The sequence below is a fragment of the Neptuniibacter pectenicola genome (genome assembly GCF_001597735.1).
GTDB classification, from domain to species: domain Bacteria; phylum Pseudomonadota; class Gammaproteobacteria; order Pseudomonadales; family Balneatricaceae; genus Neptuniibacter; species Neptuniibacter pectenicola.
Window position 1 is genome coordinate 1 of sequence record NZ_LUTS01000002.1, and the last position, 25836, is coordinate 25836.

The window sequence follows — 25836 nt, forward strand, 5'->3', positions numbered from 1 at the left end:
GGTGTCTACAGGGTGCATTTGTAGGAGGCCAGCCCTCTGGCCAAAGGGTTGTGGTTTCGAGCGTAATTCATTCGCTCACGGGGTGAGCTCCTACAGGGGCTATATGTAGGCTGATAGCGCGAAATTCTTCGCTCAGAGATGTATTTGTAGGAGGCCAGCCCTCTGGCCGAAGGATTGTGGCTTCGAGCGTAATTCATTCGCTCTGGCACCCGTTCCGGGCATAAAGGGTGAGCTCCTACAGCTTGTGTGTTGAAGGCTATCTTGTGGCTTTCTTGCACGATGCTTCGCTTTGGCACCCGTTCCGGGCATAAAGGGGTGGTGTCTACAGGGTGCATTTGTAGGAGGCCAGCCCCTGGCCGAAGGATCGTAATTCATTCGCTCACGGGGTGAGCTCCTACAGGGACTATATGTAGGCTGATAGCGCGAAATTCTTCGTTCAGAGATGTATTTGTAGGAGGCCAGCCTCTGGTCGAAGGTGTTTGTGTTTTGCTGGGGAGTGAAGTCTTGAAAGCTACATCGGCATCCTTGCCGACTTTGCATCATCCTAATGTTTAGGTACAGAGGCCCTCATCCTGAGGGCAAAACATCATCCTTGATGTACTCTGTGGCGTTAGAATAATTTTATTTTTCATATGGGTATATAAGAAAAATTCCTAATTTTTACTTTGTTTGTGTCGCTGTATATTTTTGTTTTTATTAGGCGGTGGGCGTTGCTTGCACTTTTGTAAAAAACATTTACTGTTTTCTTTAAATTGATTGCTTGCATCTAAGGTGAAAGAATTACTACCATCTTAACTTTACTGATGCTCTTTATAAGGTGTTGTTGTGAATAAATTTATGTTTGCCTTTCTGTTGATGGTTTCCTGTCAGGCATCAGCTGTAGATTATTATGTTGTCACTAATGATTTTGTTCGGGTGCGTGCAGCGCCTAGTTTGGACGGTCGTAGTTTGGTGATGCTAAACAAAGGGCATCTTGTCATTAAGCTGGATGAGAAGGATGGTTGGACTAAGATTTATTTTATTGGGCGTGAAGAGGCAAACGGTCGAACAGAGGGGTGGATGAGTAGTCAGTTTTTAGCGCCTGAGACGGTGGCCGTAAACGAAGCCTTGAAAAAAGAGTTAGTGCTTGCTGATAAGGGGGCTGAGCTGGGGTGTGAGAAAGTTATAGGGAATGACTTTATCCAAGGCTGTGACCTTTATCTTGAGTATGCATTAGTGAAAGGGGCTGGGTTAAAAAAGATCAAAGTTAATTGTAGTGCTGAGCTGGTGGCGAAAACCTTTAAGGGCGATTTGATTCCTGTTCCTGTGAGTCAGACCTTAGAGCATGTTGTTACGGCGCCGGATGAGCGTTTCTCGATGAATATTTTAATGAAAGCGGACCTTTCTTATCAGTTAACCGAGGTTAATTTAGAAGGGCACCGTTGCCGAATAGTTGAATCTTTGTGATCGGTTTAGGTGGTAGTGATATCGGCACTTTAAAGGCATAGGTCGGCGTCGCTGCAGGCTTCTTTGTTATCTTGCATCTACGCCGTTTATTGAGCGTGTAGGGTGTCGAGTTAATCAGGGTTTGATCTTTGTGCCAGCTTTAACAAGATCTTGTGAAGTGTGTAGGTAAGCACTAGGGCTATCACAACACCTGTTGCGTTAGCATAAGCATCCTCTATAGAAAAATGCCTTAAAGGCCGCCATTCGCCTTGAAGGTACTCCAAAAGACCTGCAAGTATAAACCAGCTCCCCCAATAGGCTATGGCCGGTACTTTGTGGAGGGCTAGCCGGCCTAAAAATGAGACACAGCAGAAGGCGGCAAAGTGGCCGACTTTATCTGAGTTCTGAAATAACTCCTGTGGCGGTGTTGTCCGGAAGATGCCGTAGGCTAATCCCGCGAGTGCGCAAAGAAATATAATCCATATGATGGTTTTGTATTGGTTGATTAATCTAATGCGCACTGTTTGGCATACTCATCTAAAATTTAAGGTATTTTTTTTGCAGTTGTGACGGTGTTTTAACGCCCTACACCGTAATAGGTGAAGCCTAGGCTTTGTAGTATCTCTTTATCAAAGATATTACGCCCATCAATAATGAGTGGGTGGCGCATTTTACTCAGCATCTCATCGTATTCAGGTGACCAGTATTCGGGCCATTCTGTTAGGAGTAGAAGGCCGTCACTGTTTTGGAGCGCTTGGTAGCAGCAGTCTACAAGTTCGAGCTGTTTGTGGTTGTTAAAGTATTGGGCGATGTTGCTACCGGCCTCTGGATCGTGGACTTGGATTTTGCAGCCTTGGGCTAATAAAGTTTCGATCACTTTTAGGCTGGGGGCATTATCAATACTGGCGGTACCTGGCTTGAATGAAAGCCCCCAGATGGTCACAGTTTTATCTTTTAAATCACATTCGTAATGACGCCATAGCTTGCGGAACGGTTGCTCCTTCTGCTTCTCGTTTTCGGCGAGGACGGTATTAAGTAATTTGGAGTTACGATTAACCTCCATGAGCTCGGAAAGGCCTTCGATATATTGTTGGAAGTGTAGTCCACCAAAGCCACAGCCTGGGTGTAGATAGTGTGGGCCGATACGAGGGTCGCTGATCATTCCTTCGCGGATGACTTCAATATCAACATCGAGGTGGTCTGCTAGGTTAGCGAGTTCATTTATATAGCTAAGTCGTAATGCGAGCATGCCCGTATTGGCGAATTTGGTGAATTCTGCCTCTTTTGGGGTCATTAGCATCCACTGTTTTAGAGATTGGCTAAAGGGGCGCATCAGTGCTTTGATATTAAGGAGCGCCCAGTCATTGCTGCAGCCAACAATGATTGTTTCGGGGTGTTTAAAGTTGTTAAGGGCTGAGCCTTCAGCGAGCATGTCGGGGATGTAGGCCAGTGTCTGGTTGTAGGGCTCGTAAAGTAGGGCTTGCAGTTTATCGGTACTGCCTACGCCAAAATTAGATTGGTTGATGATTAATAGGTTGCTGGGGTGCTCGGTGGCGAGCTCTTTTATTAGTTGTGCAGCTATATCGTACTCATCAGGGTTGAGGCAGATAATATGTGTGGCAGGCGAAAGGCCCTCTTTAGCGGTAACCGATTTTAAGCGCCCAGAGTTGATGGCTTCGTCAATGCAGTGTTGCAGACCCGGTTCGTTGCTTATTTTAAAGGCGATCTCATTTTTATTACCTGCCTGATCGAGTCCCGTCACGATCTGTACATGGTTTCCGCTTTCAGCTAAGGCTGCTGCTGATGTCCAAGCGGGTAGCTCATTACCCCATATCGTAATTTTCATCTTACTTATTCCTTATCGAGATATGTTGTAAAAGCCCTTGGGTGGAGGCATCGAACGCCTCAATAGATGCATTAGGTGCGAGTGCGTCCAAGAGTGTCGTTGCGACTTTCTTTCCGAGCTCTACACCCCACTGATCAAACGGGTTGATATCCCAAATAACAGATTGTACAAACACTTTGTGTTCATACATGGCGATGATTTGACCAAATGTGTGGGGGGTTAGTTCGTCTAGAAGCAAAGTGGTGCAGGGTTGATTACCTTTATAGCGTTTATAGACGGGAGCGCTTTCCGCATCTTTGATAACTGTGTCACCTAAGGCCAGTATGCGTGATTGGGCTAGGCAGTTAGCTAGGTTAAGCTGGTGTTGATGTTTTAATTCTGAGTTGTCGGTGTCGTGGTAGCGTTTGGCGGCCACGATAAAGTCACACATGACTGATTCTGTGCCTTGGTGGAGTAGTTGATAGAAGGCATGTTGCGCATTGGTGCCTACTTCACCCCATAGGATCGGGCAGGTGTTGTACGTGGTTGCTTCGCCCTTGCGTGTAACGGACTTTCCGTTGCTCTCCATCTCGAGTTGTTCTAAGTAGGCTGGCAGGTGGCTGAGTCGTCCATCATAAGGCAAAATCGCATGGGCATTGATATTGAGGAAGTTAATGTTCCAGATGCCAACCATGGCGATAAGTACTGGCAGGTTCTGCTCTAAAGGGGTTTCTCTAAAATGGGTGTCCATGGCGTGCGCACCCGCAAGAATTTCACGGAATCCTTTCATACCTAATTTAAGTGCGATCGGTAACCCTATTGTGGACCACATCGAATAGCGGCCACCGGTCCAATCCCAAAAAGCGAGTTGGTTGGCTTTAGGTATCCCCCATTTGAGCGCTTTATCTGGGCTGGCGGATACGCCGATAAAGTGTCTAGACACTAAAATAGCTTCGCTGGCGTCATCGCTTGCTTGTTTTAGCCATTCTTTTGCCGTGTTTGCATTGGCTAAAGTATCAATGGTGGTGAATGACTTTGAAGAGATGACAAAAAGTGTTCTGGCTGGGTTTAGGTGGCTAAGAAGGTCAGCTAATTGGCTGCCATCCATCGATGATACGAAATGAACGTTAAGGTTGCGCGCGCTCTCGGGCGCATGTTCGGCTAAGGCTTTACATGCCATGAGAGGGCCTAAGTCCGAGCCGCCAACGCCTATATTAACCACAGTGTTGATTGAGTGCCCAGTAAAGCCGCGCCATTGACCTGAATGGATTTTAGTGACAATGGCTTCCATGCTTTCTAGGTTTTGGTGTACCTCTTCAATTATCTCGACTCCATCGACCTCTAATTTCACGCCTTTCGGTGTGCGGAGGGCGGTATGAAGTGCAGGTCTGTCTTCAGAGTCATTGATATGCTCACCGTTGAAGAGGGCTTCAATCCAAGTAGATAGGCCGCGTTCTTTCGCTAAGTCGATCAGTAAGCGTAGGGTTTCGTCGGTGATACGCTGTTTGGACAGATCTAGTAGTAAGTTATCTTGTGTGAAACCAAACTGAGCAAAACGATTGGGCGATTCATCGAATAGCGTACTTATGTGTGATTGTGACATGTAGTAAGCGTGGGACTGTAGGTCCACCCAAGCTGTCGTCTCTTTTGGTGACATGTAGACTCCTTTTGAGTATCCAGTACGTATCTACTATTTTATCTGAACGTAAATCTGCAGATAAAATGTTCCTTGAATCATGAAACCCACTTTATGCGGATGTTATCGGAGGTGGTCGCTGTCACATAGGCGATGTATACGTGTGACTACGCCCCTACCTCCAAGATTATAATGGTGCTTACAGTGCTAATGTTTTAATGAAAGCCTTAAAGCTTTCAGCGGTTTCGCTATTTTGTAAACCGTAAATGACATTGGCCTGTAAATAGCCTGCTTTATTACCGCAATCGTAGGTTTTTCCCTGCATATGAAAGGCTTGTAGCGTGCCTTCTTTTAGGAAGTCTACCATAGCGTCGGTGAGTTGGATCTCACCGCCTGCACCCGGTTTAGTATCTTTTAGGATCTCCATTATTCTGGCAGGCAAAATATATCGGCCATTAATGGTGAGGTTAGATGGGGCCTCATCCCTTGGTGGTTTTTCGACCATTTGTGCAATGTCTGCTGCTTGGCCGGGTAATACGGTCGCGCCGGAGCAATCAACGACACCGTAACGATCGACGTGCTCCATTGGGACGGGCTCTACCATAATCTGGCCATGCTGGCTTTTCTGGTAAGACTCTACCATGGTTTGGAGGTCGGTTTTTTCTTGTCCATGACAATTGATCAGCATGTCAGGTAGGAGTACGGCAAAGTCAGAATCGCCAATAATGGGCGCTGCGCAGAGCACCGCATGGCCCAGCCCTAATGCTTTTTTTTGTCGCACTGCGGTAATGGATACGCCGGCAGGCATAATATCTCGTACGGAGGCTAAAATAGCCTCTTTACCTTTTCTTTCTAATTCAGCTTCTAATTCATAATGGCAATCAAAATGATCTTCGATGGATGACTTTCCTGAGCGAGTCACCAGTACAATGTCAGTAATGCCTGCCGCGATAGCTTCTTCTATAACGTATTGAATTACAGGCTTATCTACAACGGGCATCATCTCTTTTGGGATGGCTTTGCTCGCGGGTAAAACGCGTGTACCTAATCCTGCGACGGGTATCACTGCTTTAGTTACTGATGTCGTCATCCTTTAAAACCTCATTTTTTAATATCCATGATAGGGAGATAGTAGCACGCTTGTATTACAAGTTTTAATGGCTAAATTGGAATATTTCAGGTTGTGTTTTTTGCAGTTGCAACATCTTATTAATATAAAAATAGTATGGTAGAATGAAAATCGCGCAATTTTAATTTGAATGGGTTAGCTAGGGATGACTTTCCATGAATAGATTACGTCTCGCATTTACACGTACTTATCTTCTTTTATTCCCCACAATGTTTTTAATGCCAACATCGGCTGTTGCCCTTGAGCCCGCAGCTGCTGACGCAGGGCCTTTGCAAGTTATCCCTCAAGTGAATTTACAAGTTGGGCATGATGATAATATCTACTCGACTGAAACGAACCGCGTGGATTCTGTTATTACCGTATTAAATCCATCTGTTCAGGTTGTTCTTGAAAAAGATCTAGATATTTATAGCGTAAATTACGGAGTTAAGCAGGGTATCTATGACTATGACTCCGCAGATAATTATACCGATCATGACCTAACGGCTCAGGCTTACTTAGATTTTAATATACGTAACCGTTTAGAGCTGTTGGCACGTTACTTAAAAACGCATGAAGATCGAGGTACAGGTTTAAATCAAGGGGCGAATGCCACCGCTAATAATGCACCTGTTGAGTATCATGTGAATACGCTTTCCGCTAAGTATGGCTTTGGTGGTTTAAATGCTAAAGGGCGTATTGAGGTTGCGGCAAAGATTGATGATCGTGAATACGATAACTTCCGTTCGCAAACTGAAGCGAAAGACCGTAAGAGCGTGAGTACGAGTGCGACCTTTTACTACCGTGTGATGCCTAAAACCTCTTTGCTTTTTGAGGTAAGCCATGAAGATATAGATTACGACCTCGCTTCAGTCACCCTAGATAGTACGGAAACAGAGTACTTGATGGGGGCTACTTGGGACGCTACAGCCAAAACTACAGGCATATTTAAAATTGGTTATGCGGAAAAGGATTTTGCTTCAGCCTCGCGTGAAGATGATGACGGTATTAGTTGGGAGTTGGCCATGCAATGGGCCCCGAGAACCTATTCGGTCGTTAAATTTACTACGAGTAAGGAAGAAGAGGAAACGGATGGCACCGGTAACTATATAGATACAACCAGTTGGAATGTGGATTGGGAACATGATTGGACTGATCGTGTCATCTCCCGAGTGTCTTATGGGCAATCAGATTCCGAATACGTTACCAGTACGCGTGAAGATGAAAATACTAACTTTGGCATGGGTGTAACGTATAAAATGCGCCGCTGGTTGGATTTCGGTTTAGATTATAGCTACTTAGATCGAGATTCGAATGTCGCCAACACGGATTATGATAAAAATATGATTTACTTTACCGTACAAGGTTCGTTGTAATATTCCGCTCTGAGAGATTTTTTTGTATGTTGAAGTCTGCTGTTAGGTTTGTCGTTGTTACTGTTTGTCTTTTTGCCAGTGTCGTGGCGTCTGCTGAAAAAGGGAGCGGGCTGTCTGATTACCCGTTGGGTGTTGGGGATCTCATTAAAATCACTGTGTTTGGTGAAGAAAACCTGAGCATGGAGGTTCGCCTCAGTGATGCGGGTACGGTTGCGTATCCATTTTTAGGTGAGCTGAAGATACTAGGGCTGACAACAGGGCAGTTGGGCGAATCTATTCGTGGTCAGCTTGCCGATGGTTACCTTGTTAGCCCCAGTGTTAGTGTTGAAATTATCGAATATCGTCAGTTCTTTATCTACGGTGAAGTTGAGGAGCCGGGTGGTTATCCTTATCAGCCAGGGTTAACTTTGCAACGGGCGGTGGCGATTGCGGGTGGTTTCTCTGAGCGTGCTTCTGATGATAAGTTTTTTGTTGCGACTGAAGGTCAGGGTGACGAATCACCGCGTAAAGTCGGTATCAATGCCATCATCAAGCCTGGTGATACGATTACGGTTGAAGAAAGCTTCTTTTAATAATTTCATCTTTCCAAATGGATTTGCTGCATGACGAATGATAATCAGTCCTCTCATACTCAGGGGCGCTTAGCGGACGAAGAAGTAATCGATCTTCAGCAATACTGGCGCACATTGATGCGTAATAAGTGGGGCATTTTAGGCTTTGCGCTTGCTATTACTGTGTTGACCATTCTGGTTGTTTTTTCTATGAAGCCGGTCTATAAAGCGACGGCGACTTTGTTAATTGAAAGTCAGCAAGCAAACGTTGTTTCGATTGAAGAGGTTTATGGTCTTGATAAGAGTAATAGTGAATATTTTTTAACTCAATTTGAGATTATTAAATCGAGACGTTTGGCTGAAAAAGTTGTTAAAAAGTTATCATTACAAGAACATCCTGAGTTTAATCAAGAGCCATTCTTATCGTTTAATTGGCGTGAGATGCTGCCCTTTGATCTGCCTGAAAATGATGACGCAGCCGGTATGTCGGCTGCAGAAGTTGAACGCATTGTTCTGAATAAGTTTATTGATGGCTTTAGCGCGCGTTTAGCGATTGTGCCTATCCGGAAAACCCAATTAGTTAAGATCTCATTTGAAGCGAATGATCCTAAGCTTGCTGCTGATGTGGCTAATGCGATTGGTGTGGCGTACATAGAGAGTAATTTAGAAGCTAAGCTTGAAGTAACGATGCAGGCTTCCTCATGGTTGAGTGAGCGCTTAGGAGGGTTAAAGGCAGACGTTAATGCGGCCGAAAAAGCGCTACAGGATTTTCTGGATGCTGAAAATTTAGTGGGTGAAGAGGGCGGCACTACTATTGCAAATAAAGAGCTAGAGCTCATTTCGTCTAAACATATTGAAGCTAAGCGTGATCGTTTAAATTTAGAAAGCCACTACAATCAGATTCAGGCTGCAAAAGGTTCTGTTCGTCTTTATGAGCTGGTGCCTGGGGTCTTGCAAGACCGCACGGTGCAAGAGTTTAAGCGTCAATTGCTTGAGGTTGAGCTGAAGCGCTCCGATCTTGCCAAGCGTTATGGTTCAAAACACCCGAGTATGATAGCTGTGCAGTCTGAAGTGGCGAATGCGCGTAATTCATTAAATAGCCAGATTAAAAGCGTTATTAATGGCATTAAAAGTGATTATCAAGCGGCGTTAGCCAGTGAAAGATCGTTAGAAAAGGCATTGGCGCGTACGCGTGAAGGGCTTCAGGTTTTGGGGCGGAAAGAGTACAAGCGTAAAGAGTTAGAGAACGAGGCCGAGTCTAAACGAGCAGTTTACGATACTTTCTTGCAGCGCTTTAATGAAACCAATGCAACGGGTGATTTGAACTCCGCTAACGCACGTATTATTGACCCGGCCATTGTTCCTTCGTTACCCGAAAAGCCAAAGAAGAAATTAATCATCGTGGCTGCATTTGTAGCCAGTTTAATGTTTGGTGTAGTGTTCGCCTTTTTGCTTGAAGCGTTGAATAACACCATACAGACTGCTCGAGATGTGGAAAGTAAGTTGTCGGCTACGTTGCTGGGTGTGTTGCCTTTGCTGAAGCAGGATAAAAAGAATCCTCATCCCTCCTACCGTGAATTCCTTGAGAGTAATCACTCTTCGTTTGCAGAGTCTGTCCGTACGATTAGGACCGGCATAGTGCTGTCTGCGTTGGATAATCCACATAAAGTATTGGCAGTGACCTCGACTATGCCTGATGAGGGGAAAACCTCAGTGGCTATTAATATGGCGTTTGCGCTGGGGCAGATGGAAAAGGTTTTATTGATTGGTGCGGATATGCGTCGACCGGCGTTTAATAAAGCGTTAGGTATTGATAAACACGCGATTGGTTTATCTAATTTTGTGGCAGGAACCGCCAAGCTTGAAGATTGTATTCAGCATTTGGACGAGGGTGGAATTGACGTGTTACCTGCGGGTACTATTCCGCCAAATCCGTTGGAGCTTTTATCGTCTCAGCGTTTTTCCAAGGCGTTAAGGGTGCTTGAAGGGCAGTATGATCGTATTGTTATTGATACGGCGCCTTCCCAGTCAGTAAGCGATGCGATGGTTATCTCTCCTTTGGTTGGGGGGATGATCTATGTTGTTAAAGCGGATTCCACGACCTATCAGCAGGCTAAAGCGGGTATTAAGCGTCTTAAGGATGTGAATGCGCCGTTGATTGGTGTCGTGCTGAACCAAGTAAATACGAAAAAAGCAGCGAAGTATTACGGTGGTGACTATGGTGGCTACTACGATACCTATGGCTATGCTGAGGATAGTAAAAATACGGCATGATTGATCTGCATTGCCACTTATTGCCAGGTATTGATGACGGAGCCTCTTCTATGGAAGAGGCTCTTTCGCTTGCCCGTCTTGCGGTGAATGATGGGATTACTCATATGGTGGTGACGCCCCATGTGCACCCTGGGCGGTATGAAAATGATGTGCGCTCAATTCGTCCTGTATTTGAGGCGTTTCAAGCCGCGTTGGTTGAAAATGATATCCTGCTGAGTGTGAAGGCGGCAGGTGAGGTTCGCTTGTCTGTTGAGGTGCTAACGATGTTTGCCGCCGGTCAGTTGCCCTTTTTGGGTGAGTGGGATGGGAAAAAGGTAATGCTCCTTGAGCTTCCACACAGTCATGTGCCGCCGGGGAGCGATAAGTTAGTTAAGTGGTTGCTGGATCGTGGTGTATTGCCCATGATTGCGCACCCTGAGCGGAACAAAGGCATTATGGCTGATGTTACTAAGCTCGCTCCTTTTATTGAGATGGGGTGTTTGTTTCAGTTAACAGCGATGTCGGTTTCAGGTGGTTTTGGTGTTGAGGCTAAACGTTTATCTGATCAGATGCTGGATAATGGCTGGGTAACGGTGATTGCATCCGATGGCCATAATTGTGATCGTAGACCGCCGGTATTGTCCGAGGCGGTGCGCTCGGCGGCTGAGTTGATTGGCGATAGTGAGGCGAGACGCTTAGTGTGGGGTAACCCTGCGAAAATAATAGGGGTTTATTAAGTGGCTGATAGTGCAGTGGCTCAACCGGGGAGTGACGCGGAAATCTTGCGTTCATCTAAGCGTTCTGGTGTTGTTTACGTGTTTGTCTGTGGGTTGATCTCTGTTGCTTTGCTCGGTATTTATGTTGTTTTTTCGTGGGGTATGGGGGACCTGTATGGTTACAAGGTTCGCTATGCGTTAGAGCAGTGGCAAGAAAAACCCGCCTTTCCTTCCGTGGAAGAGGTTGCTGTTACGCTTGCGGATGTGGATTCCGCCTTGCGTTGGGAGGGTGATAACCCTGAGTATGTGGAGCTGAAGGGGCGTGTGCTTTACTACCGCGCGCTTGTTGTAGGTTTTAATGAACAGGGCCTTGTGGATATTGCAGAGGCAAAGGCGCTTCACCAGAAAGCGATTAGTTTAAGACCACGTTGGCCTTATAGTTGGGCTAATTTAGTGTTGGTAAAAGCTTATTTGAATGAGTTTGATGAAGAGTATCATCAAGCGCTGATCAGTGCGGTTACATACGGTCCTTGGGAGAAGTCAGTTCATTTGACTTTGGCGCATGCGGCGGCCCTTTCTTGGCCCTCCTTATCCCTAGAGCAGAAGCGTCTGTTTGCCCGTAATATTGAGCGTGGCATGGTGCGTACGCTGCCTGAAGTGGGTGCTATTTTGTCGGCGTATCAAAAAAAATCCTCTATTTGTGCCTATTTAACGCGTGATCATCTACAGAATAAGCTCTGTTCCTCTTAAGTATTGTGCCCTTTTTCTGGTAGTCTTCCTCCTTTCTTTACGTTAGTTGTCTCTTATGGAACTTATCGAACCTTTTGTTAAAGTGTTTTTATTGGTGTTTTTGGCTGAGTTTGGCGATAAAAGTCAGCTTGTTTGCATGACGCTGTCAGCACGGTATCGTGCCATCCCGGTATTGGTTGGGAGTGTGTTGGCTTTTTCTGTGTTGAATGCCTTAGCCGCCGTTTTTGGGGCTGCGTTGAGTGCTTATTTGCCGCAGGCGTTGATCTTTTTTACTGTGGGGTTGCTGTTCTTTGTCTTTGGGGTTCAGTCCTTTATGGCGGGTGATGACGAAGGTGAAGAACGCGTTACTGTAGGTAAGCATCTTGTTGTCTCCGTATTTGTACTGATTTTTTTAGCCGAGTTAGGTGATAAAACACAGTTGGCTATTGCAGGGATGGCGGCTGTTGAGCAGGCTTGGGTTGTTTGGTTGGCGGGTACGGTCGCATTGGGACTGACGACGGTGATAGGCATAGGCTGTGGTCGGGTCTTGCTGACAAGGGTGCCTATTGCCTTGATTCATCGGGGCGCGGGTATCTTGTTTATGGTGTTTGCGGGAATTGCGTTTTTTCAGTTATATCAATCATTAATCTAGGCGGTGATCTGTATGGTTCAGGGTTTTCTTATTTTGCTTTTTTGTCAGCTGCTAGGTGAGTGCTTGGTAACATGGTTAGCGGTGTCTATTCCTGGCTCAGTAGTGGGTATGATCCTGCTGCTTGTAGGGTTGATGATTTACAAAAAAGTGCCTGATGGGCTTAGATCGACCAGTGAGGGGTTATTAAAAATACTGCCCCTTTTGTTGGTGCCGGCGGGGGTTGGGTTGATGCGATATTTTGGCGTGTTGTCCGCCTATTGGTATCAGTTGCTGATTATTTTGTTTGTGAGCACCTTAGTGACCATGTTAGTCGTTGCGGCGTTATTGCGGCTTATGTCGCAAGAAAAGCATGAAGAGGGTCATTGATAATGCATTGGTCTCATTTTCAAACACTGCCTGTTTTGTGGTTGGTCGTTACGTTAGCGGTATTCCTCGTGGCCTCTTGGTTTAATGCGCGCATGGGAAAAACGCCGTTTTTACACCCTGTATTGGTCTCTCTCTCCTTGATTATTGTTGTGCTGTTGGCGACAGAAACTGATTATGAAACTTATATGTTGGGTGGGCAGTATATACACCTCCTCTTAGGCCCAGCGGTCGTCGCGTTGGCGATCCCTTTGTACGATAATTTGGCAACCGTGAAGCGATTGCTTATACCGCTTGTGGTAGGGTGTGTTTCGGGTGCGATTGTCGCCTCAGTCTCTGCGATTATGTTGGGTATGTGGTTTGGGCTAAGTGATCAGTTATTGCTTACACTTGCGCCGAAATCGGTTACCTCGCCTATTGCTATCGCAATTGCGGAAAAGATCGGTGGTTTTCCTTCGCTTGCGGCGGGTTTAGTGTTGATTACGGGGGCGATCGGTTGTGTGATTGCGCCGGTGGTTTATCGCTTGCTTAGGATTGAAGATGAATCGGTTAAAGGATTTGTTTTAGGCGTGGGAGCCCATGCGATGGGAACGGCTTTTGCCTTTGAATACGGCATGGTTGCTGGTGCGTTTGGTGGTTTGGCGATGGGAATGACCGGCGCTTTTACGGCGTTTTTTCTGCCGATATTGATTCCTATTATCGGTTTGTAGAGCAGGGCTTAGGTAATGGCGCTCACCTTTGAGCGCTATTTTTTTGCCTAACGGCGTTGTCTACCCTCCTTATGTTGCATTTGCTAAATGGGGCATTCATCGGTAAAGTTCGCGCTGGTTGAAACCTATTCAGATTGGCAGCTAGACATGACCCCATTAGAACGATACAAGCTTGACCTTCAGCGTGATGATTTCTCTTATGATCCGGCACAAGAGATAGCGGTAGAAAATCTTCAGCGCCTGTATGACGATTTGTTGGCAAAGAAAGACACGCCAAAAGTTGGTTTGATGGGGCGCTTGAAAGGTAAGTTTAAAAAACCAGACGTGGAAGCGCCTATCAAGGGGCTGTATTTCTGGGGTGGTGTGGGGCGCGGTAAAACCTATCTTATGGATACGTTTTATGACAGCTTGCCGTTTGAGCAGAAGATGCGTACGCATTTCCATCGGTTTATGCAGCGTGTGCATCAGGAACTTAAAGAGTTAGACGGTACGGCTAATCCGTTGGTTGAGATTGGTAGAAAGTATGCGAGCGAAACGCGTATTATTTGCTTTGATGAGTTTTTTGTTACCGATATTACCGATGCCATGATTTTAAGTAGCTTGTTACAGGAGCTGTTTAATAACGGGGTGGCTTTGGTAGCAACATCTAATATCGTGCCTGATGGCCTTTATAAGGATGGTTTGCAGCGAGCGCGTTTTTTGCCTGCGATCGATATGCTGAATCGTTATACGGATGTTATCAATGTCGACGGAGGGGTTGATTACCGGTTGCGCGCTTTAGAGCAGGCGGAGCTCTATCACTGTCCATTAGATGAAAAGGCTGATGCGAGTTTAAATCGTAGTTTTGAAAGTTTAGTGCCTGATCTTGATGAAGTTAGTGAAAACGAAGTGATTGAGATTAATGGACGAGAGATGAAAGCTCGCCGTTGTTGTGAAGATGTGATTTGGTTTGATTTTCCTGATATTTGTGAAGGGCCACGTTCACAAAATGACTATATAGAGCTGGCTAAGCTTTTTCATGCGGTCATGGTGGGGAATGTGCCTCAGCTTGGTCGGTCCAATGATGATGCTGCTCGACGTTTTATTAATATGGTCGATGAGTTTTATGATAGTGGGGTTAAGCTGATTTTAAGTGCTGAAAAACCAATCCATGAGATTTACTCTGAAGGGCGGTTAGAGTTTGAGATTCAGCGTACCCAGAGCCGTTTGTTAGAGATGCAGTCACACGAATATTTGGCGCGTGAACATCGCGTTTAGTGATCGGTTTTATTGGAAAGCACCTTCGGGTGCTTTTTTTATGCGTGGAGAAAACCTTACTCTGACCGAAGAGTTAGGCGCGTAATTTATTTGCTCTGGCACCCGTTCCGGGCATAAAGGGTGAGCGCCTACAGGGTGTATTTGTAGGAGGCCAGCCCTCTGGCTGAAGGTGGTTGTGTTTTGATTGGGTTGGGTGCGTAATTCATTCGCTCTGGCACCCGTTCCGAGCATAAAGGGTGAGCTCCTACGGGTGCATTTGTAGGAGGCCAGCCCTCTGGCCGAAGGGTTGTGGTTTCGAGCGTAATTCATTCGCTCTGGCACCCGTTCCGGGCATAAAGGGTGAGCTCCTACAACTTGTGTGTTGAAGGCTATCTGCACGATGCTTCGCTCTGGCACCCGTTCCGGGCATAAAGGGTGAGTATCTACAGGGTGCTTTTGTAGGAGGCCCGCCCCTGGCCGAAGGGTTGTGGTTTCGAGCGTAATTCATTCGCTCTGGCACCCGTTCCGGGCATAAAGGGTGAGCTCCTGCAGGGGGGGGGTGTAGGGTAGGAGGTCGGTCTTCTGGCCGAACATTAGGGCGCTGTGGCTTAGTTTGTTGGAAATATATCTTGCGGTCGTCTTTGTCCATCATTATAATGCGCGCTCCCAAGTTTAGGTGTTGCTTAAATTTTGGGCAAAAGCGCGTTGCTTAATCTTGGATTAGGCAACAAATAATTATAAGTCAGGTCGGTATTATCTAACGATATTTTGTTAGCTGATGCGAGATTTGAGTAAAGTTGAAAGGCTATACAGATGAAAACATTCGTCGCTAAGCCAGCCGAAGTAAAACGCGACTGGTACGTTGTTGACGCAGAAGGTAAAACTCTGGGTCGTCTGGCTACTGAAATTGCACGTCGTCTACGTGGCAAGCATAAGCCAGTTTACACTCCGCACACTGATACTGGTGACTACATTGTAGTTATCAACGCTGAAAAAGTAGGCGTTACTGGTAACAAGCGTAAAGATAAAATGTACTACCACCACACTGGTTTTCCAGGTGGCTTGAAAGAAGCATCTTTCGAGAAAATGGTAGAGACTTTCCCTGAGCGTACTATTGAGCTTGCTGTTAAAGGCATGCTACCAAAAGGCCCATTGGGTCGCGCTATGTACACTAAGCTGAAAGTATATGCTGGTGCAGAACATCCGCACCAGGCTCAGCAGCCTAAAGAATTGAACATCTAAGGGGAAGGAAGATTATGTCTACTACACAGTATTACGGTACAGGTCGTCGTAAAACGTCTACTGCACGTGTTTTCCTACGTCCAGGTACAGGTGTTATCACTATTAACAATCGCACTATCGAAGATTACTTCGGTCGTGAGACTGCACGTATGATCGTGCGTCAGCCACTAGAATTGACAAACAACGGTGAGTCATTTGATGTTGTTGTTACTGTTAAAGGCGGTGGTGGTTTCGGTCAAGCGGGTGCAATTCGTCACGGTATTACACGTGCGTTGCTAGCCTTTGACGAGACTCTACGTCCTTCTCTTCGTGAAGCGGGTTATGTTACTCGTGATGCGCGTATGGTTGAACGTAAGAAAGTTGGTCTACGTAAAGCGCGTAAGAAACCACAGTTCTCAAAACGTTAATTCGAATTCTCTGCGGAGTTTTTCGGATTCAGAAAAAGCGCCTGTCTCATTTTTGGGATGGGCGTTTTTTTTGTGCTGTATCAAGTCAATACTTTGGCCTAATGTAGAGCGAAAAACAGTAATTCACCTTGTAAAAATGGGGTGTTTTCATTACTATTTGGGCCATTTTAAAGATACATGTTTCCATGGTTTTATAATTCTTAGCGGCCAGGGTATTTTTGCACCTGCGAAAATGCAATATAAGGTCGATTGAGGGGAGATAGTCTTAATGAGCAATGATGGCGTGAATAAGGGTCGGCGCCGTCTCCTGATCGGTGCTACATCCGCAGTTGGTGCGGTTGGTGCTGTCGGAGCAGCTGTCCCATTCGTAGCTTCCTGGAATCCAAGTGCTAAAGCTCGAACTGCTGGTGCGCCTGTAAAGGTGGACATTAGTAAGCTTGAGGTTGGACAGCAGATGGTTGCCAAGTGGCGTGGTAAACCAGTGTGGATCGTTCGTCGTAGCGAAGAAACATTGGCAAATCTAGCAAAGCTGGATAACTTACAGGATCCAAATTCTGAAGCTCCACAGCAACCTGCCTATGTACCAACTACGCCTGCGCGTGCTATCCGTGAGGATGTATCTGTGTTGGTTGGTATTTGTACGCACTTGGGTTGTTCTCCAACGTATCGCCCCGAAATAGCGCCTGCAGATTTGGGTGAAGATTGGGTTGGTGGTTACTACTGTCCATGTCACGGTTCTCGCTTTGACCTATCCGGTCGTGTGATGAATGGCTCACCGGCTCCAACTAACCTAGTGATTCCGCCTCATCGTTATGAAAGCGATAGCGTGATCATTGTTGGTGTAGATCAGGAGAGTGCATAATGGCTGGTTCTCGTAATAAAGGTAACCCAGGTATCATGGGTTGGATTGATGATCGTTTCCCTGCGACAGCGATGTGGGAAGATCACCTTTCTAAATACTACGCACCAAAGAACTTTAACTTTTGGTATTTCTTTGGTTCTCTAGCGCTATTGGTTCTTGTTAACCAGTTATTGACAGGTATTTGGTTGACCATGTCATATAACCCTTCTGCGGAAGGTGCGTTTGCTTCTATCGAATACATCATGCGTGATGTTGAGTATGGCTGGCTACTGCGCTACATGCATTCGACTGGCGCGTCGGCTTTCTTTGTTGTTGTTTATCTGCATATGCTCCGCGGCATGATGTATGGTTCTTACCGTAAGCCACGTGAGTTGGTTTGGTTGTTCGGTATGACTATTTATCTTGCGCTTATGGCTGAAGCGTTCATGGGCTACCTATTGCCATGGGGTCAGATGTCATACTGGGGTGCACAGGTAATCGTATCGTTGTTCCAAGCGGTGCCCTTTATCGGTCCTGATCTTGCTGAGTGGATTCGTGGTGATTACCTGATTTCTGGTATTACGCTGAACCGTTTCTTCTCTTTGCATGTTGTTGCGTTGCCTATCGTTCTTCTTGCGCTTGTTGTATTGCACATCATTGCATTGCATGAAGTGGGTTCAAACAACCCTGACGGTATAGAGATTAAAGAAAAGAAAGATGAGAACGGTGTGCCATTAGACGGTATCCCATTCCACCCTTACTACTCTGTTAAAGATATTGTGGGTGTGGTTGTGTTCTTGTTTGTTTTCTGTGCTGTTGTCTTCTTCTTCCCTGAAGGTGGCGGTTACTTGATCGAAGCGCCAAACTTTGAGCCAGCTAACCCGCTGAAAACACCGCCGCATATTGCGCCTGTATGGTACTTCACGCCATTCTATGCAATGTTGCGTGCGATTCCGCCTCTATTCGGATCTCAGTTCCCTGGGGTTATCGTAATGGGTGGTGCTATAGCGATTCTGTTTGTTCTTCCATGGCTTGATCGTAGCCCAGTTAAATCTATTCGTTACAAAGGTATGGCGAGCAAGATTATGTTGGTAATCTTCTGCGTTAGTTTTGTGATTTTAGGTTATCTTGGTGTTGTGGCTTCTACTCCGGGGCGGACCATTGTTGCTCAGGTTTGTACAGCGCTTTATTTCGCGTACTTCTTCCTGATGCCGTTCTACACCAAAATGGAAAGTACTAAACCGGTTCCAGAAAGGGTTACAGGCTAATGAAAAAGTTTTTAATCACATTAGTAATGGCGGTGCTGCCTCTTACAGCTAATGCCGCTGGTGGTTCTGGTCACCTGGACCACATGGATGTTGATCTGCATAACCAAGCGTCTTTGCAGCGCGGCATGAAAACATTTGTTAACTACTGCATGGGTTGTCACTCGGCTGAATATCAGCGCTATGAGCGTGCTGCCATTGACCTAGGGATGAATCCTGAAGTGGTTGCTGAGCACTTGATCTTCGGTGAGCAGAAGGTTGGTGAGCAAATGACTAACTCAATGTCCAAAGAGGATGCGGGTAAGTGGTTTGGTAATCCTCCACCTGATTTGACGCTTGAAGCGCGTTTACGTGGTGGTGATTGGTTGTACACCTACCTTCGTAGCTTTTATGCTGATGATTCCCGTCCATGGGGCGTAAACAACGCTGTGTTTAAAGATGTAGGTATGCCTAATGTGTTAGGCTCTCTACAGGGTGTTGTTAAGGCAAACTGTTCTTGGGAAGATATGAATGCTCATGGTCTAGCGGGTCATGGTATTGATCCTCTAACAAATACGCCTTTGAGCAATTGTACAAGTATTGTTAAAGGTACAGGCGAGTTGTCACCTCAGGAATTTGATAAGGTTGTGTATGATCTTGTGAATTTCATGGTGTACATGGGTGAGCCATCTAAGTTGGATTCCCATCGCATTGGTACGTACGTATTGATCTTCCTATTCTTGTTCTTCTTCTTGGCTTATGCGCTGAAGAAAGAGTTCTGGAAAGATATACACTAATAGCGTTGTGGTATAATCACATCGTTTCATGCGCGGCTCCATTTTGGGGCCGCGTGTCTGTTTCTGAAAAGGGGAATAGTTAATGGGTGTCGTGGCAAAACGTTCTTCCATGTCGTTCTACTCTAATGGTGAAAACCAGTATAGCCATCGCGTTCGTATTGTTTTGGCTGAAAAGGGTGTTGCTGTAGAGATTCATGATTGTGATGAGGATAATCTTCCTGAAGATCTAACCTCTATGAATCCATATAACAGCTTACCAACATTGTTGGATCGCGATTTGGTTTTGTATGAGCCAAATGTAATGATGGAATATCTAGATGAGCGTTTCCCTCATCCACCGCTGTTGCCTGTATATCCGGTAGCTCGTGCTGAAAGCCGTCTTTATATGTACCGTATTCAGCGTGATTGGTGTGATCTTGCAGATCAAATTATCGAGGCCTCTTTGGCGGATGATGAAGAGACTGCTGAATCTGTTCGTAAAGAGTTGCGTGATAGTTTAGTAACAACATCGCCAATTTTTGACGATAAGCCTTTCTTTATGAGTGAAGATTTTACATTGGTTGATTGCTGTCTTGCTCCACTATTGTGGCGCTTGCCTCTATTGGGAATCGACATTCCTGAAGAGCAGTGTAAGCCGTTAGTAAAATACATGGAACGTTTGTTTGAACGCGAATCTTTTCAGGTTAGCTTGTCTGAAGCTGAACGTGAAATGCGCGACTAGGCTTTACGTCTGGTTTATAAAAAGGGATGATATTTCATCCCTTTTTTTGTGACTTTTAAACTGTTTGTGAGTACTAAATATGAAGCCAAGCCGCCCCTATATCATGAAAGCGCTATACGATTGGTTGCTGGATAATGATTTAACACCTCATCTTTTGGTTGATGCAATGCAAGAGAATGTAACGGTACCGACCCAGTTTGTTGAAGAGGGGCAGATTGTTATGAATATCAACCCTTCTGCCGTGCGTGATTTTTATATGGATGATCAGGCGCTCTCGTTTAATGCGCGTTTTTCGGGGCAGCCGATGGATGTTTATATTCCCATGCAAGCTATCTTAGCGATTTATGCGCGTGAGAATGGTCAGGGGATGGGGTTTGGTGGTGAGCCCGGTGCTGAGGCGTATTTGCAGACACCAGTAGGTGAAGCTGATCCAGCGAAAAAGATAGCTGAGAATAGTGAAGGTGAAGAGAAGCCTAAAGCTAAGCGTCCTAGCTTGAAAGTGGTTAAGTGATTCTTTGATATAAATGCGCCGCGAACGAGTGCGTTGCGGCGCAATGGTAGTTTTTAACGATTAACGTATTCGAATACTTTAACGATTTTTTCTACACCAGGAATGCCGCGTACAATGCTGATTGCTGTGTCGGCTTCTTGTGGGCTAACAAGTCCCATAAGGTACACGGTGCTGCTATCAGTCACGACTTTAATACGTGAGCCTTCAACGTTTTCATTGGTAAGTAGCTCTGCTTTAACTTTGGTTGTTAGCCATGTGTCGTTTGTTCTTGCGAGTGCTGAAGAAACGCCGGAGAGTTTAATCTCGTTATGAATTTTTCTGACTTTGCGTACTTGGCTAACAATCTGCTCGGCTTCGTTGCGTGCTGCGTCGCTTGGGGCTTGGCCGGTTAGAAGAACGACACCATTGTAGCTAGTAACGCTAACATTGGTGGCTTTCATCTGCTCAGAGCCTTTGGCTAGATTAACCATCGAGAGTGTTTCAATCACTTCGTCATCGATGTAGGAACCGACAGTTCGATGGCCGGGATCTTCCTGTATAGGTTCTTCGCGGCTAACACTTATAACGTCGGAGCAGCCGCTAATAATAACTGATAGGCTGAGACCTGTAATTAGTAAAAGAGTTTTGCTGTTAATCATCACTAGTCGCTTCCAAATAGTTGATAGTCAATTAAGTCGCATAATGCGTGTAGGACGAGTAGTTGTGCGTGATGCACTAAAGCACTATCGTCGCTGGGTACGCATATTTCGATCTCTTCTGGGCTCAAGAGTGCGGTAATATCACCGCCATCGGCGCCGTTTAATACGATAACGGTCATATCGCGATCGTGCGCTGCCTGAATCGCTTGCACTAAGTTACTTGATCGCCCGTGAGGTGTGACCAATAAAAGAATGTCTCCCGGCTGTCCCAACGCATGAATCTGTTTCGCTTGGGCATCCATAAAGCTGGTATCTTCGCAGATAGCACTGAGTGTCGACCCGTCAGAATTTAGGTTGATCGCAGGCAGGCCTGGTCTTTCATGCCTAAAGCGGTTCATCAGCAATGTGGTGAAATGTTGCCCTAATGAGGATGAGGCTCCATTTGCACAGCAGAGAATCTTATTCTCACTGACAAGGCAGTGGAGTAAAAGTTCACCAGCATGGGCTATTAACGGAGTATATTGTTCAATGGTTATCGCATTGATTTCCATTGAATTGTGAAACTGGCTGACAATGCGGTCTTCGAGTTCCATGCTGTCCTTAATTATGCCTTAAATTCTAAATGCATCTTTATACCACAGAGGGTTTGAAGGTGCTGCATCATATTCGAACGCGATGACATCAAAACGACAATTTTTATTAGCGAGCTTAGGGTGCAGGCTTAAATAAAGTTGTGCGGTTTTGATGATTTTCGCTTGTTTAAGCGGAGTAACCGACGCGGCGGCTCCGCCATATTTTTTTGTGTTTCTATAACGAACTTCGATGAAGGCAATTGTGTCTCCATCAGTCATTATTAGGTCAATCTCACCAAATCGGCAACTAAAATTACGGTTTAGAAGCTTTAGTTTCTGTTTGTATAAGAATGTTTCGGCTTGTTTTTCGGCGTCCTTGCCGGCTTTTTTTCTGTCCATGGGGGTTCTACTCAATAATGGATGGGGTGCCTTCTTTGTATTCTGCCCATATAAGCTTACGTTTGATCATGCCGTCATGGCTTACGCTTAATTTTCCGGTTTCCCCTTCAATCTCTGTGCCGGGTAGGGCGCTGAGTTGTTGTAGATAGGGGAATATGCGATAGGCATCAAGACCCAGTGCGTAAAGCCTGCCGAAGCGAGTGTTAGTGTCTATGCGCTCTTGGGCGAGTAGTACCTTGCTCTGTGATGGTGGGTTTAAGCTCCAGGGTGTGTCGACAAACTTAATTCTATTTAGGTCTTGGTCTTGTATTGGGTTACTGGTGCCGCTAAATAGGTGAGAGGTGGCGTATATCGGTATGTCGCCGGCGAAATTAAAGGCGAGTATAGGGGTGAGCTGGCGCGCATCATTAGGGAGTGCGGTTAAAATGATCGCACCAATATCTTGTCTGCGGTGCTCTTCAAACTCTATTTTTCGCGTATAAATGGCCTGCCTAACTTTTTTGTAGCGTTCGGTGCTTTTGTTTGTGCTTAAGAACGATGCAATGCTGGCGGAAAACTCGCTGGTTTCGCCAAAGGCTTGTACGTTTACTACGTTGCCGCCGAGAGCGGTGTAGTGCTCGGTGAATGCGCTTGCGACGCGTTCGCCCCACGCTTGGCTGGGTATAAGTACGGCTGCGGTTTGTATGCCATCATTCCAAACTTTTTCGGCGATTTGCTGAGCTTCATCATCGGTAGATAAGCCAAACTGGTAAAGGCCCTCTCTGCTAGCGCCTTCGGTTGAATTGAGCGCCAAAATAGGTGTGTTGATGTGACTGTCGCTGGCCAGTGCGGCTACATATTCTTTTTGGAGGGGGCCGATAACAAGGTCAACCTGCTCCTGCTCTAGGATGGTGGCCAGCTGGATTGGCGTGTTTATTTTTTCCGAATCCAAGAAAAGGAGTTCCGGTGCTGGGGTGTTAGGCTGCTGTTGGCGGAAGTGCGCCATCAGGATGCCCTCTTTTATCGCCGCAGCGGGTTTTGTCAGTTTGCCTTCAAGGGGGAGTAAAATCGCAATTTTTTGAGCGTTAAGGGTCTGTTTGCTTAGACCGCTAAGTGAGCTTGGTGGTAGGGCTTTGGCAGGATGACCCTCCCACAGGACCGACCAGTTGTTAATCGCTTGATACTGTGTGTCGAGCTGTTTGTTGCTTGATAGTTCGTTAATTAGCTCTAGCCACCCTTGTTCGTAATAGCTATTGCTGCCGCTTTTTAATAAAGAGGCGCGAGTACTACTGTCGAGTTGAAGGAGTCGGTCCCAGATCTCATCGTGTATTTGTTGCTTCTCTTCATTGCTGTCGAGTAAAAGGCTGAGCTTGATGAGGGATTGAATTTCAGAAAATAATGCCGCTTGCTGGTTAAATGCTTGGGCTTCAAGCTGTAGAAGCGCTATCTCTTGCTCTTTGGCGAACCCTGTTTTGCTATAGGCCTTAAGCTGGGCAAGGTTTTCAAGTGCTTTGTCGGGCTGATTTTGCTCGATGGCTGCTTGGGCTTTTAATTTGGCGATATCGAACCGCATCGATGGTGGCAATAAGCTGATATCAATCGCATTTAATACATTGAATGCATTTTCTTTTTGATTGAGTGATAACAGTATTTGAGCGGCCTCTGCGCGTAACTCGGCAGCCTTGATGGGTTTGGCTTTGTCGGCCTTGTCGAGCAAGACGGTCGCTCGGTTTCGGTTTTGTTCAGCGCTGCTTAAAGGCGGTTTTGAAGGCGATTGAACAGAACAGCCCGAAATAATCGTGCTAAGGAGTAGGGCTAAAAGAGACAGGCGCCACTTAAATTTCATATACTTCACAACCCAAGTTTGAGGATGGTATCTGTAATGTTAGAACCGGCACTGTATGTTGTAGCGACACCGATTGGAAATTTGCAGGATATGACTCCTCGCGCAATTGAAGTATTGCAGCAAGTTGAGCTAATTGCTGCAGAGGACACGCGTCATAGTGCCCGTTTAATGGCGCATTGTGGAATCGATACCCGCCTTGTTTCCGTTCATGAGCATAACGAACGCCAGCGAATTGAGACGATTGTACACCAGTTGCAATCTGGTGCCAGTGTTGCGCTTATTTCTGATGCTGGCACGCCATTAATTTCTGACCCAGGCTATGTTGTGGTTAAGGGGGTAAGGGAGGCTGGCTTTCGTGTTGTTCCAGTGCCTGGCTGTGTTGCTTTTATCACTGCGTTATCGGCCGCAGGGTTGCCCACCGATCGTTTTGTGTTTGAGGGGTTCTTGCCGCATAAGTCGAGTGGGCGTAAACAGCAGTTAAAAGGCTTGGTTGGCGAGTCGAGAACGCTCATTTTTTATGAGTCTCCTCACCGTATTTTAGCTTCATTGAAGGATATGCGGGATGTGTTTGGTGGTGAACGTGTTGTGGCGGTTGCTCGGGAGCTCACGAAAACCTATGAAACTATCCATGTGGACCAATTAACCCCTTTAATTGAATGGATGGAAGCCGACTCAAACCAGCAGCGGGGGGAGTTTGTTGTTCTTGTGCATGGGGTTGAAACTAAAGGGGAGGTGCTACTGGATGCTAAGGCGCTGGAAGTGCTGGATATCCTTTTGGCGGAACTGCCTGCAAGTCAGGCGGCTTCATTAGCGGCAAAAATCACAGGGTTAAAGAAAAAGGTACTTTATCAAGCGGCTTTGAGTCGTTAGGCATCGCTAAAGCTGAATCTCTCTGTTAGAATCCGCGCCGAGGAGTTTGCCAGGCAGTCGCTGTCCTTGTAAAAGGATGGAGGAAAGTCCGGGCTCCAAAGGGTAGAGTGCCAGATAACGTCTGGGCGGCGCGAGTCGACGGAAAGTGCAGCAGAAAATACACCGCCTAAGTATACTTCGGTATAACGGTAAGGTTGAAATGGTGCGGTAAGAGCGCACCGCGTGGGTGGCAACATTCCACGGCATGGTAAACCCCACTCGGAGCAAGACCAAATAGGGTTCCTATAGGCGTGACCCGCGCTGGAACCGGGTAGGTTGCTTGAGGTGCGTAGTGATGCGTATCCCAGATGAATGACTGTCCACGACAGAACCCGGCTTACCGGCAAGCTCCTCAATTTTTTCTCTTTCTCAAATGGTGTATGCCATTTGTTTGGACGCTTAATAGTGTTGCGGTTTGATGGATGCTTCAGATGAATGGCTGTCCACGACGGCTCCTCAGAACGGCTCAGGGCTTACCGGCAAACCCCTCAATTTTTTCTCTTTCTCAAATGGTGTATGCCATTTGTTTGGACGCTTAATAGTGTTGCGGTTTGATGGATGCTTCAGATGAATGGCTGTCCACGACGGCTCCTCAGAACGGCTCAGGGCTTACCGGCAAACCCCTCAATTTTTTCTCTTTCTCAAATGGTGTATGCCATTTGTTTGGACGCTTAATAGTGTTGCGGTTTGATGGATGCTTCAGATGAATGGCTGTCCACGACGGCTCCTCAGAACGGCTCAGGGCTTACCGGCAAACCCCTCAATTTTTTCTCTTTCTCAAATGGTGTATGCCATTTGTTTGGACGCTTAATAGTGTTGCGGTTTGATGGATGCTTCAGTGAGTGGCTGTCCACGACGGCTCCTCAGAACGGCTCAGGGCTTACCGGCAAGCTCCTCAACTTTTTCTCTTTCTCAAATGGTGTATGCCATTTGTTTGGACGCTTAATAGTGTGCGGTTTGATGGATGCTTCAGGTGAGTGGCTGTCCACGACGGCCCCTCAGAACGACTCAGGGCTTACCGGAAAACTCCACAACTTTTTTATCCTTTGCAAATTCTTAAACTTTTATTCTTTTCATATTTAAAATCCATTTTTGGTCGATTTTTGCGTTTATTTTGCAGCTGAAATTCTAATTCCTTGTTTTTAAAGTG

Annotated in this window: 27 protein-coding genes and 1 other RNA gene; 20 read left to right on the plus strand and 8 right to left on the minus strand. The window is 46.2% G+C overall.

The annotated features are described in order from the left end of the window. The first annotated feature begins 825 nt into the window (after positions 1-825). A complete protein-coding gene (locus A3773_RS02570) occupies positions 826-1446 on the plus strand; it encodes an SH3 domain-containing protein (RefSeq protein WP_067982738.1) in 621 nt (206 codons plus the stop codon). A gap of 110 nt (positions 1447-1556) precedes the next feature. On the opposite strand, the gene A3773_RS02575 is transcribed toward A3773_RS02570, so the two are convergent. The 4 genes from A3773_RS02575 to galU form a co-directional block, all read right to left on the minus strand. Further along, positions 1557-1946 (minus strand): VanZ family protein, encoded by a 390-nt coding sequence (locus tag A3773_RS02575; RefSeq protein WP_067982741.1) that lies wholly within the window; start codon positions 1944-1946, stop codon positions 1557-1559. A 56-nt stretch (positions 1947-2002) separates the two neighbouring features. Further along, positions 2003-3271, minus strand: a complete 1269-nt coding sequence (locus A3773_RS02580; protein WP_067982743.1) for a nucleotide sugar dehydrogenase — start codon at positions 3269-3271, stop codon at positions 2003-2005. A gap of 1 nt (position 3272) precedes the next feature. Beyond that, positions 3273-4907 (minus strand): glucose-6-phosphate isomerase, encoded by a 1635-nt coding sequence (gene pgi, locus A3773_RS02585; RefSeq protein ID WP_067982746.1) that lies wholly within the window; start codon positions 4905-4907, stop codon positions 3273-3275. A 178-nt stretch (positions 4908-5085) separates the two neighbouring features. Then, positions 5086-5976, minus strand: coding sequence for a UTP--glucose-1-phosphate uridylyltransferase GalU (galU, locus tag A3773_RS02590; protein ID WP_067982750.1), 891 nt, complete (start codon positions 5974-5976; stop codon positions 5086-5088). 194 nt (positions 5977-6170) lie between these two features. Between galU and A3773_RS02595 the strand changes: the two genes are divergently transcribed. From A3773_RS02595 to A3773_RS02670, 16 genes are all read left to right on the plus strand, one after another. Continuing rightward, positions 6171-7370 carry an outer membrane beta-barrel protein gene (locus tag A3773_RS02595; RefSeq protein WP_067982754.1) on the plus strand — a complete coding sequence of 400 codons (1200 nt, stop codon included), beginning with the start codon at positions 6171-6173 and terminating at the stop codon, positions 7368-7370. Positions 7371-7396: 26 nt separating this feature from the next. Beyond that, positions 7397-7942, plus strand: coding sequence for a polysaccharide biosynthesis/export family protein (locus tag A3773_RS02600; RefSeq protein WP_067982758.1), 546 nt, complete (start codon positions 7397-7399; stop codon positions 7940-7942). A 30-nt stretch (positions 7943-7972) separates the two neighbouring features. Beyond that, complete coding sequence (locus A3773_RS02605; protein WP_067982761.1) at positions 7973-10195, plus strand: GumC family protein; 2223 nt, start codon at positions 7973-7975, stop codon at positions 10193-10195. Beyond that, a complete protein-coding gene (locus tag A3773_RS02610; RefSeq protein ID WP_067982764.1) occupies positions 10192-10911 on the plus strand; it encodes a tyrosine-protein phosphatase in 720 nt (239 codons plus the stop codon). The genes A3773_RS02605 and A3773_RS02610 overlap by 4 nt, the downstream gene beginning before the upstream one ends. After that, a complete protein-coding gene (locus tag A3773_RS02615; protein WP_067982767.1) occupies positions 10912-11640 on the plus strand; it encodes a hypothetical protein in 729 nt (242 codons plus the stop codon). A gap of 55 nt (positions 11641-11695) precedes the next feature. Next, positions 11696-12271, plus strand: coding sequence for a TMEM165/GDT1 family protein (locus A3773_RS02620; protein WP_067982770.1), 576 nt, complete (start codon positions 11696-11698; stop codon positions 12269-12271). Positions 12272-12283: 12 nt separating this feature from the next. Further along, on the plus strand, positions 12284-12637 hold the full coding sequence (locus tag A3773_RS02625) for a CidA/LrgA family protein (protein ID WP_067982775.1): 354 nt from the start codon (positions 12284-12286) through the stop codon (positions 12635-12637). A 2-nt stretch (positions 12638-12639) separates the two neighbouring features. Next, positions 12640-13344, plus strand: a complete 705-nt coding sequence (locus tag A3773_RS02630; RefSeq protein WP_067982778.1) for an LrgB family protein — start codon at positions 12640-12642, stop codon at positions 13342-13344. Between the two features lie 147 nt (positions 13345-13491). After that, entirely contained in the window at positions 13492-14601 is a 1110-nt protein-coding gene (gene zapE, locus A3773_RS02635) for a cell division protein ZapE (RefSeq protein ID WP_067983528.1), read from the plus strand. A gap of 792 nt (positions 14602-15393) precedes the next feature. Further along, complete coding sequence (gene rplM / locus A3773_RS02640) at positions 15394-15822, plus strand: 50S ribosomal protein L13 (RefSeq protein WP_067982781.1); 429 nt, start codon at positions 15394-15396, stop codon at positions 15820-15822. A gap of 14 nt (positions 15823-15836) precedes the next feature. Continuing rightward, on the plus strand, positions 15837-16229 hold the full coding sequence (gene rpsI / locus A3773_RS02645) for a 30S ribosomal protein S9 (RefSeq protein ID WP_067982786.1): 393 nt from the start codon (positions 15837-15839) through the stop codon (positions 16227-16229). Between the two features lie 268 nt (positions 16230-16497). Continuing rightward, positions 16498-17091, plus strand: coding sequence for a ubiquinol-cytochrome c reductase iron-sulfur subunit (gene petA, locus A3773_RS02650; RefSeq protein ID WP_067982790.1), 594 nt, complete (start codon positions 16498-16500; stop codon positions 17089-17091). Continuing rightward, positions 17091-18338 carry a cytochrome b gene (locus tag A3773_RS02655; protein ID WP_067982795.1) on the plus strand — a complete coding sequence of 416 codons (1248 nt, stop codon included), beginning with the start codon at positions 17091-17093 and terminating at the stop codon, positions 18336-18338. The genes petA and A3773_RS02655 overlap by 1 nt, the downstream gene beginning before the upstream one ends. Beyond that, positions 18338-19111 carry a cytochrome c1 gene (locus A3773_RS02660; RefSeq protein ID WP_067982798.1) on the plus strand — a complete coding sequence of 258 codons (774 nt, stop codon included), beginning with the start codon at positions 18338-18340 and terminating at the stop codon, positions 19109-19111. The genes A3773_RS02655 and A3773_RS02660 overlap by 1 nt, the downstream gene beginning before the upstream one ends. An 82-nt stretch (positions 19112-19193) precedes the next feature. Next, entirely contained in the window at positions 19194-19832 is a 639-nt protein-coding gene (locus A3773_RS02665) for a glutathione S-transferase N-terminal domain-containing protein (protein ID WP_067982799.1), read from the plus strand. 79 nt (positions 19833-19911) lie between these two features. Then, on the plus strand, positions 19912-20343 hold the full coding sequence (locus A3773_RS02670) for a ClpXP protease specificity-enhancing factor (protein WP_067982802.1): 432 nt from the start codon (positions 19912-19914) through the stop codon (positions 20341-20343). A 53-nt stretch (positions 20344-20396) separates the two neighbouring features. Here A3773_RS02670 and A3773_RS02675 read toward each other — a convergent pair whose 3' ends face one another. From A3773_RS02675 to A3773_RS02690, 4 genes are read right to left on the minus strand one after another with little or no spacing between them, the layout of a single operon-like run. Continuing rightward, positions 20397-20981 carry a BON domain-containing protein gene (locus A3773_RS02675; RefSeq protein WP_067982805.1) on the minus strand — a complete coding sequence of 195 codons (585 nt, stop codon included), beginning with the start codon at positions 20979-20981 and terminating at the stop codon, positions 20397-20399. Between the two features lie 2 nt (positions 20982-20983). Continuing rightward, positions 20984-21574 (minus strand): SIS domain-containing protein, encoded by a 591-nt coding sequence (locus tag A3773_RS02680; protein ID WP_067982810.1) that lies wholly within the window; start codon positions 21572-21574, stop codon positions 20984-20986. Positions 21575-21592: 18 nt separating this feature from the next. Then, positions 21593-21952, minus strand: coding sequence for a YraN family protein (locus tag A3773_RS02685; protein WP_067982814.1), 360 nt, complete (start codon positions 21950-21952; stop codon positions 21593-21595). 7 nt (positions 21953-21959) lie between these two features. Next, positions 21960-23777 (minus strand): penicillin-binding protein activator, encoded by a 1818-nt coding sequence (locus A3773_RS02690; protein ID WP_067982817.1) that lies wholly within the window; start codon positions 23775-23777, stop codon positions 21960-21962. A 36-nt stretch (positions 23778-23813) separates the two neighbouring features. Here A3773_RS02690 and rsmI point away from each other — a divergent pair, with 36 nt between their 5' ends. The 3 genes from rsmI to A3773_RS17765 all read left to right on the plus strand — a co-directional run bounded on the left by rsmI (position 23814) and on the right by A3773_RS17765 (position 25769). Further along, the gene (rsmI, locus tag A3773_RS02695; RefSeq protein ID WP_067982820.1) at positions 23814-24647 is read left to right on the plus strand and encodes a 16S rRNA (cytidine(1402)-2'-O)-methyltransferase; all 834 of its coding nucleotides are present in this window, start codon (positions 23814-23816) and stop codon (positions 24645-24647) included. Between the two features lie 41 nt (positions 24648-24688). Next, an RNA gene (rnpB, locus tag A3773_RS02700) (RNase P RNA component class A) lies at positions 24689-25042 on the plus strand. A 334-nt stretch (positions 25043-25376) separates the two neighbouring features. After that, positions 25377-25769, plus strand: coding sequence for a hypothetical protein (locus tag A3773_RS17765; protein ID WP_156473425.1), 393 nt, complete (start codon positions 25377-25379; stop codon positions 25767-25769). Positions 25770-25836 lie beyond the last annotated feature (67 nt).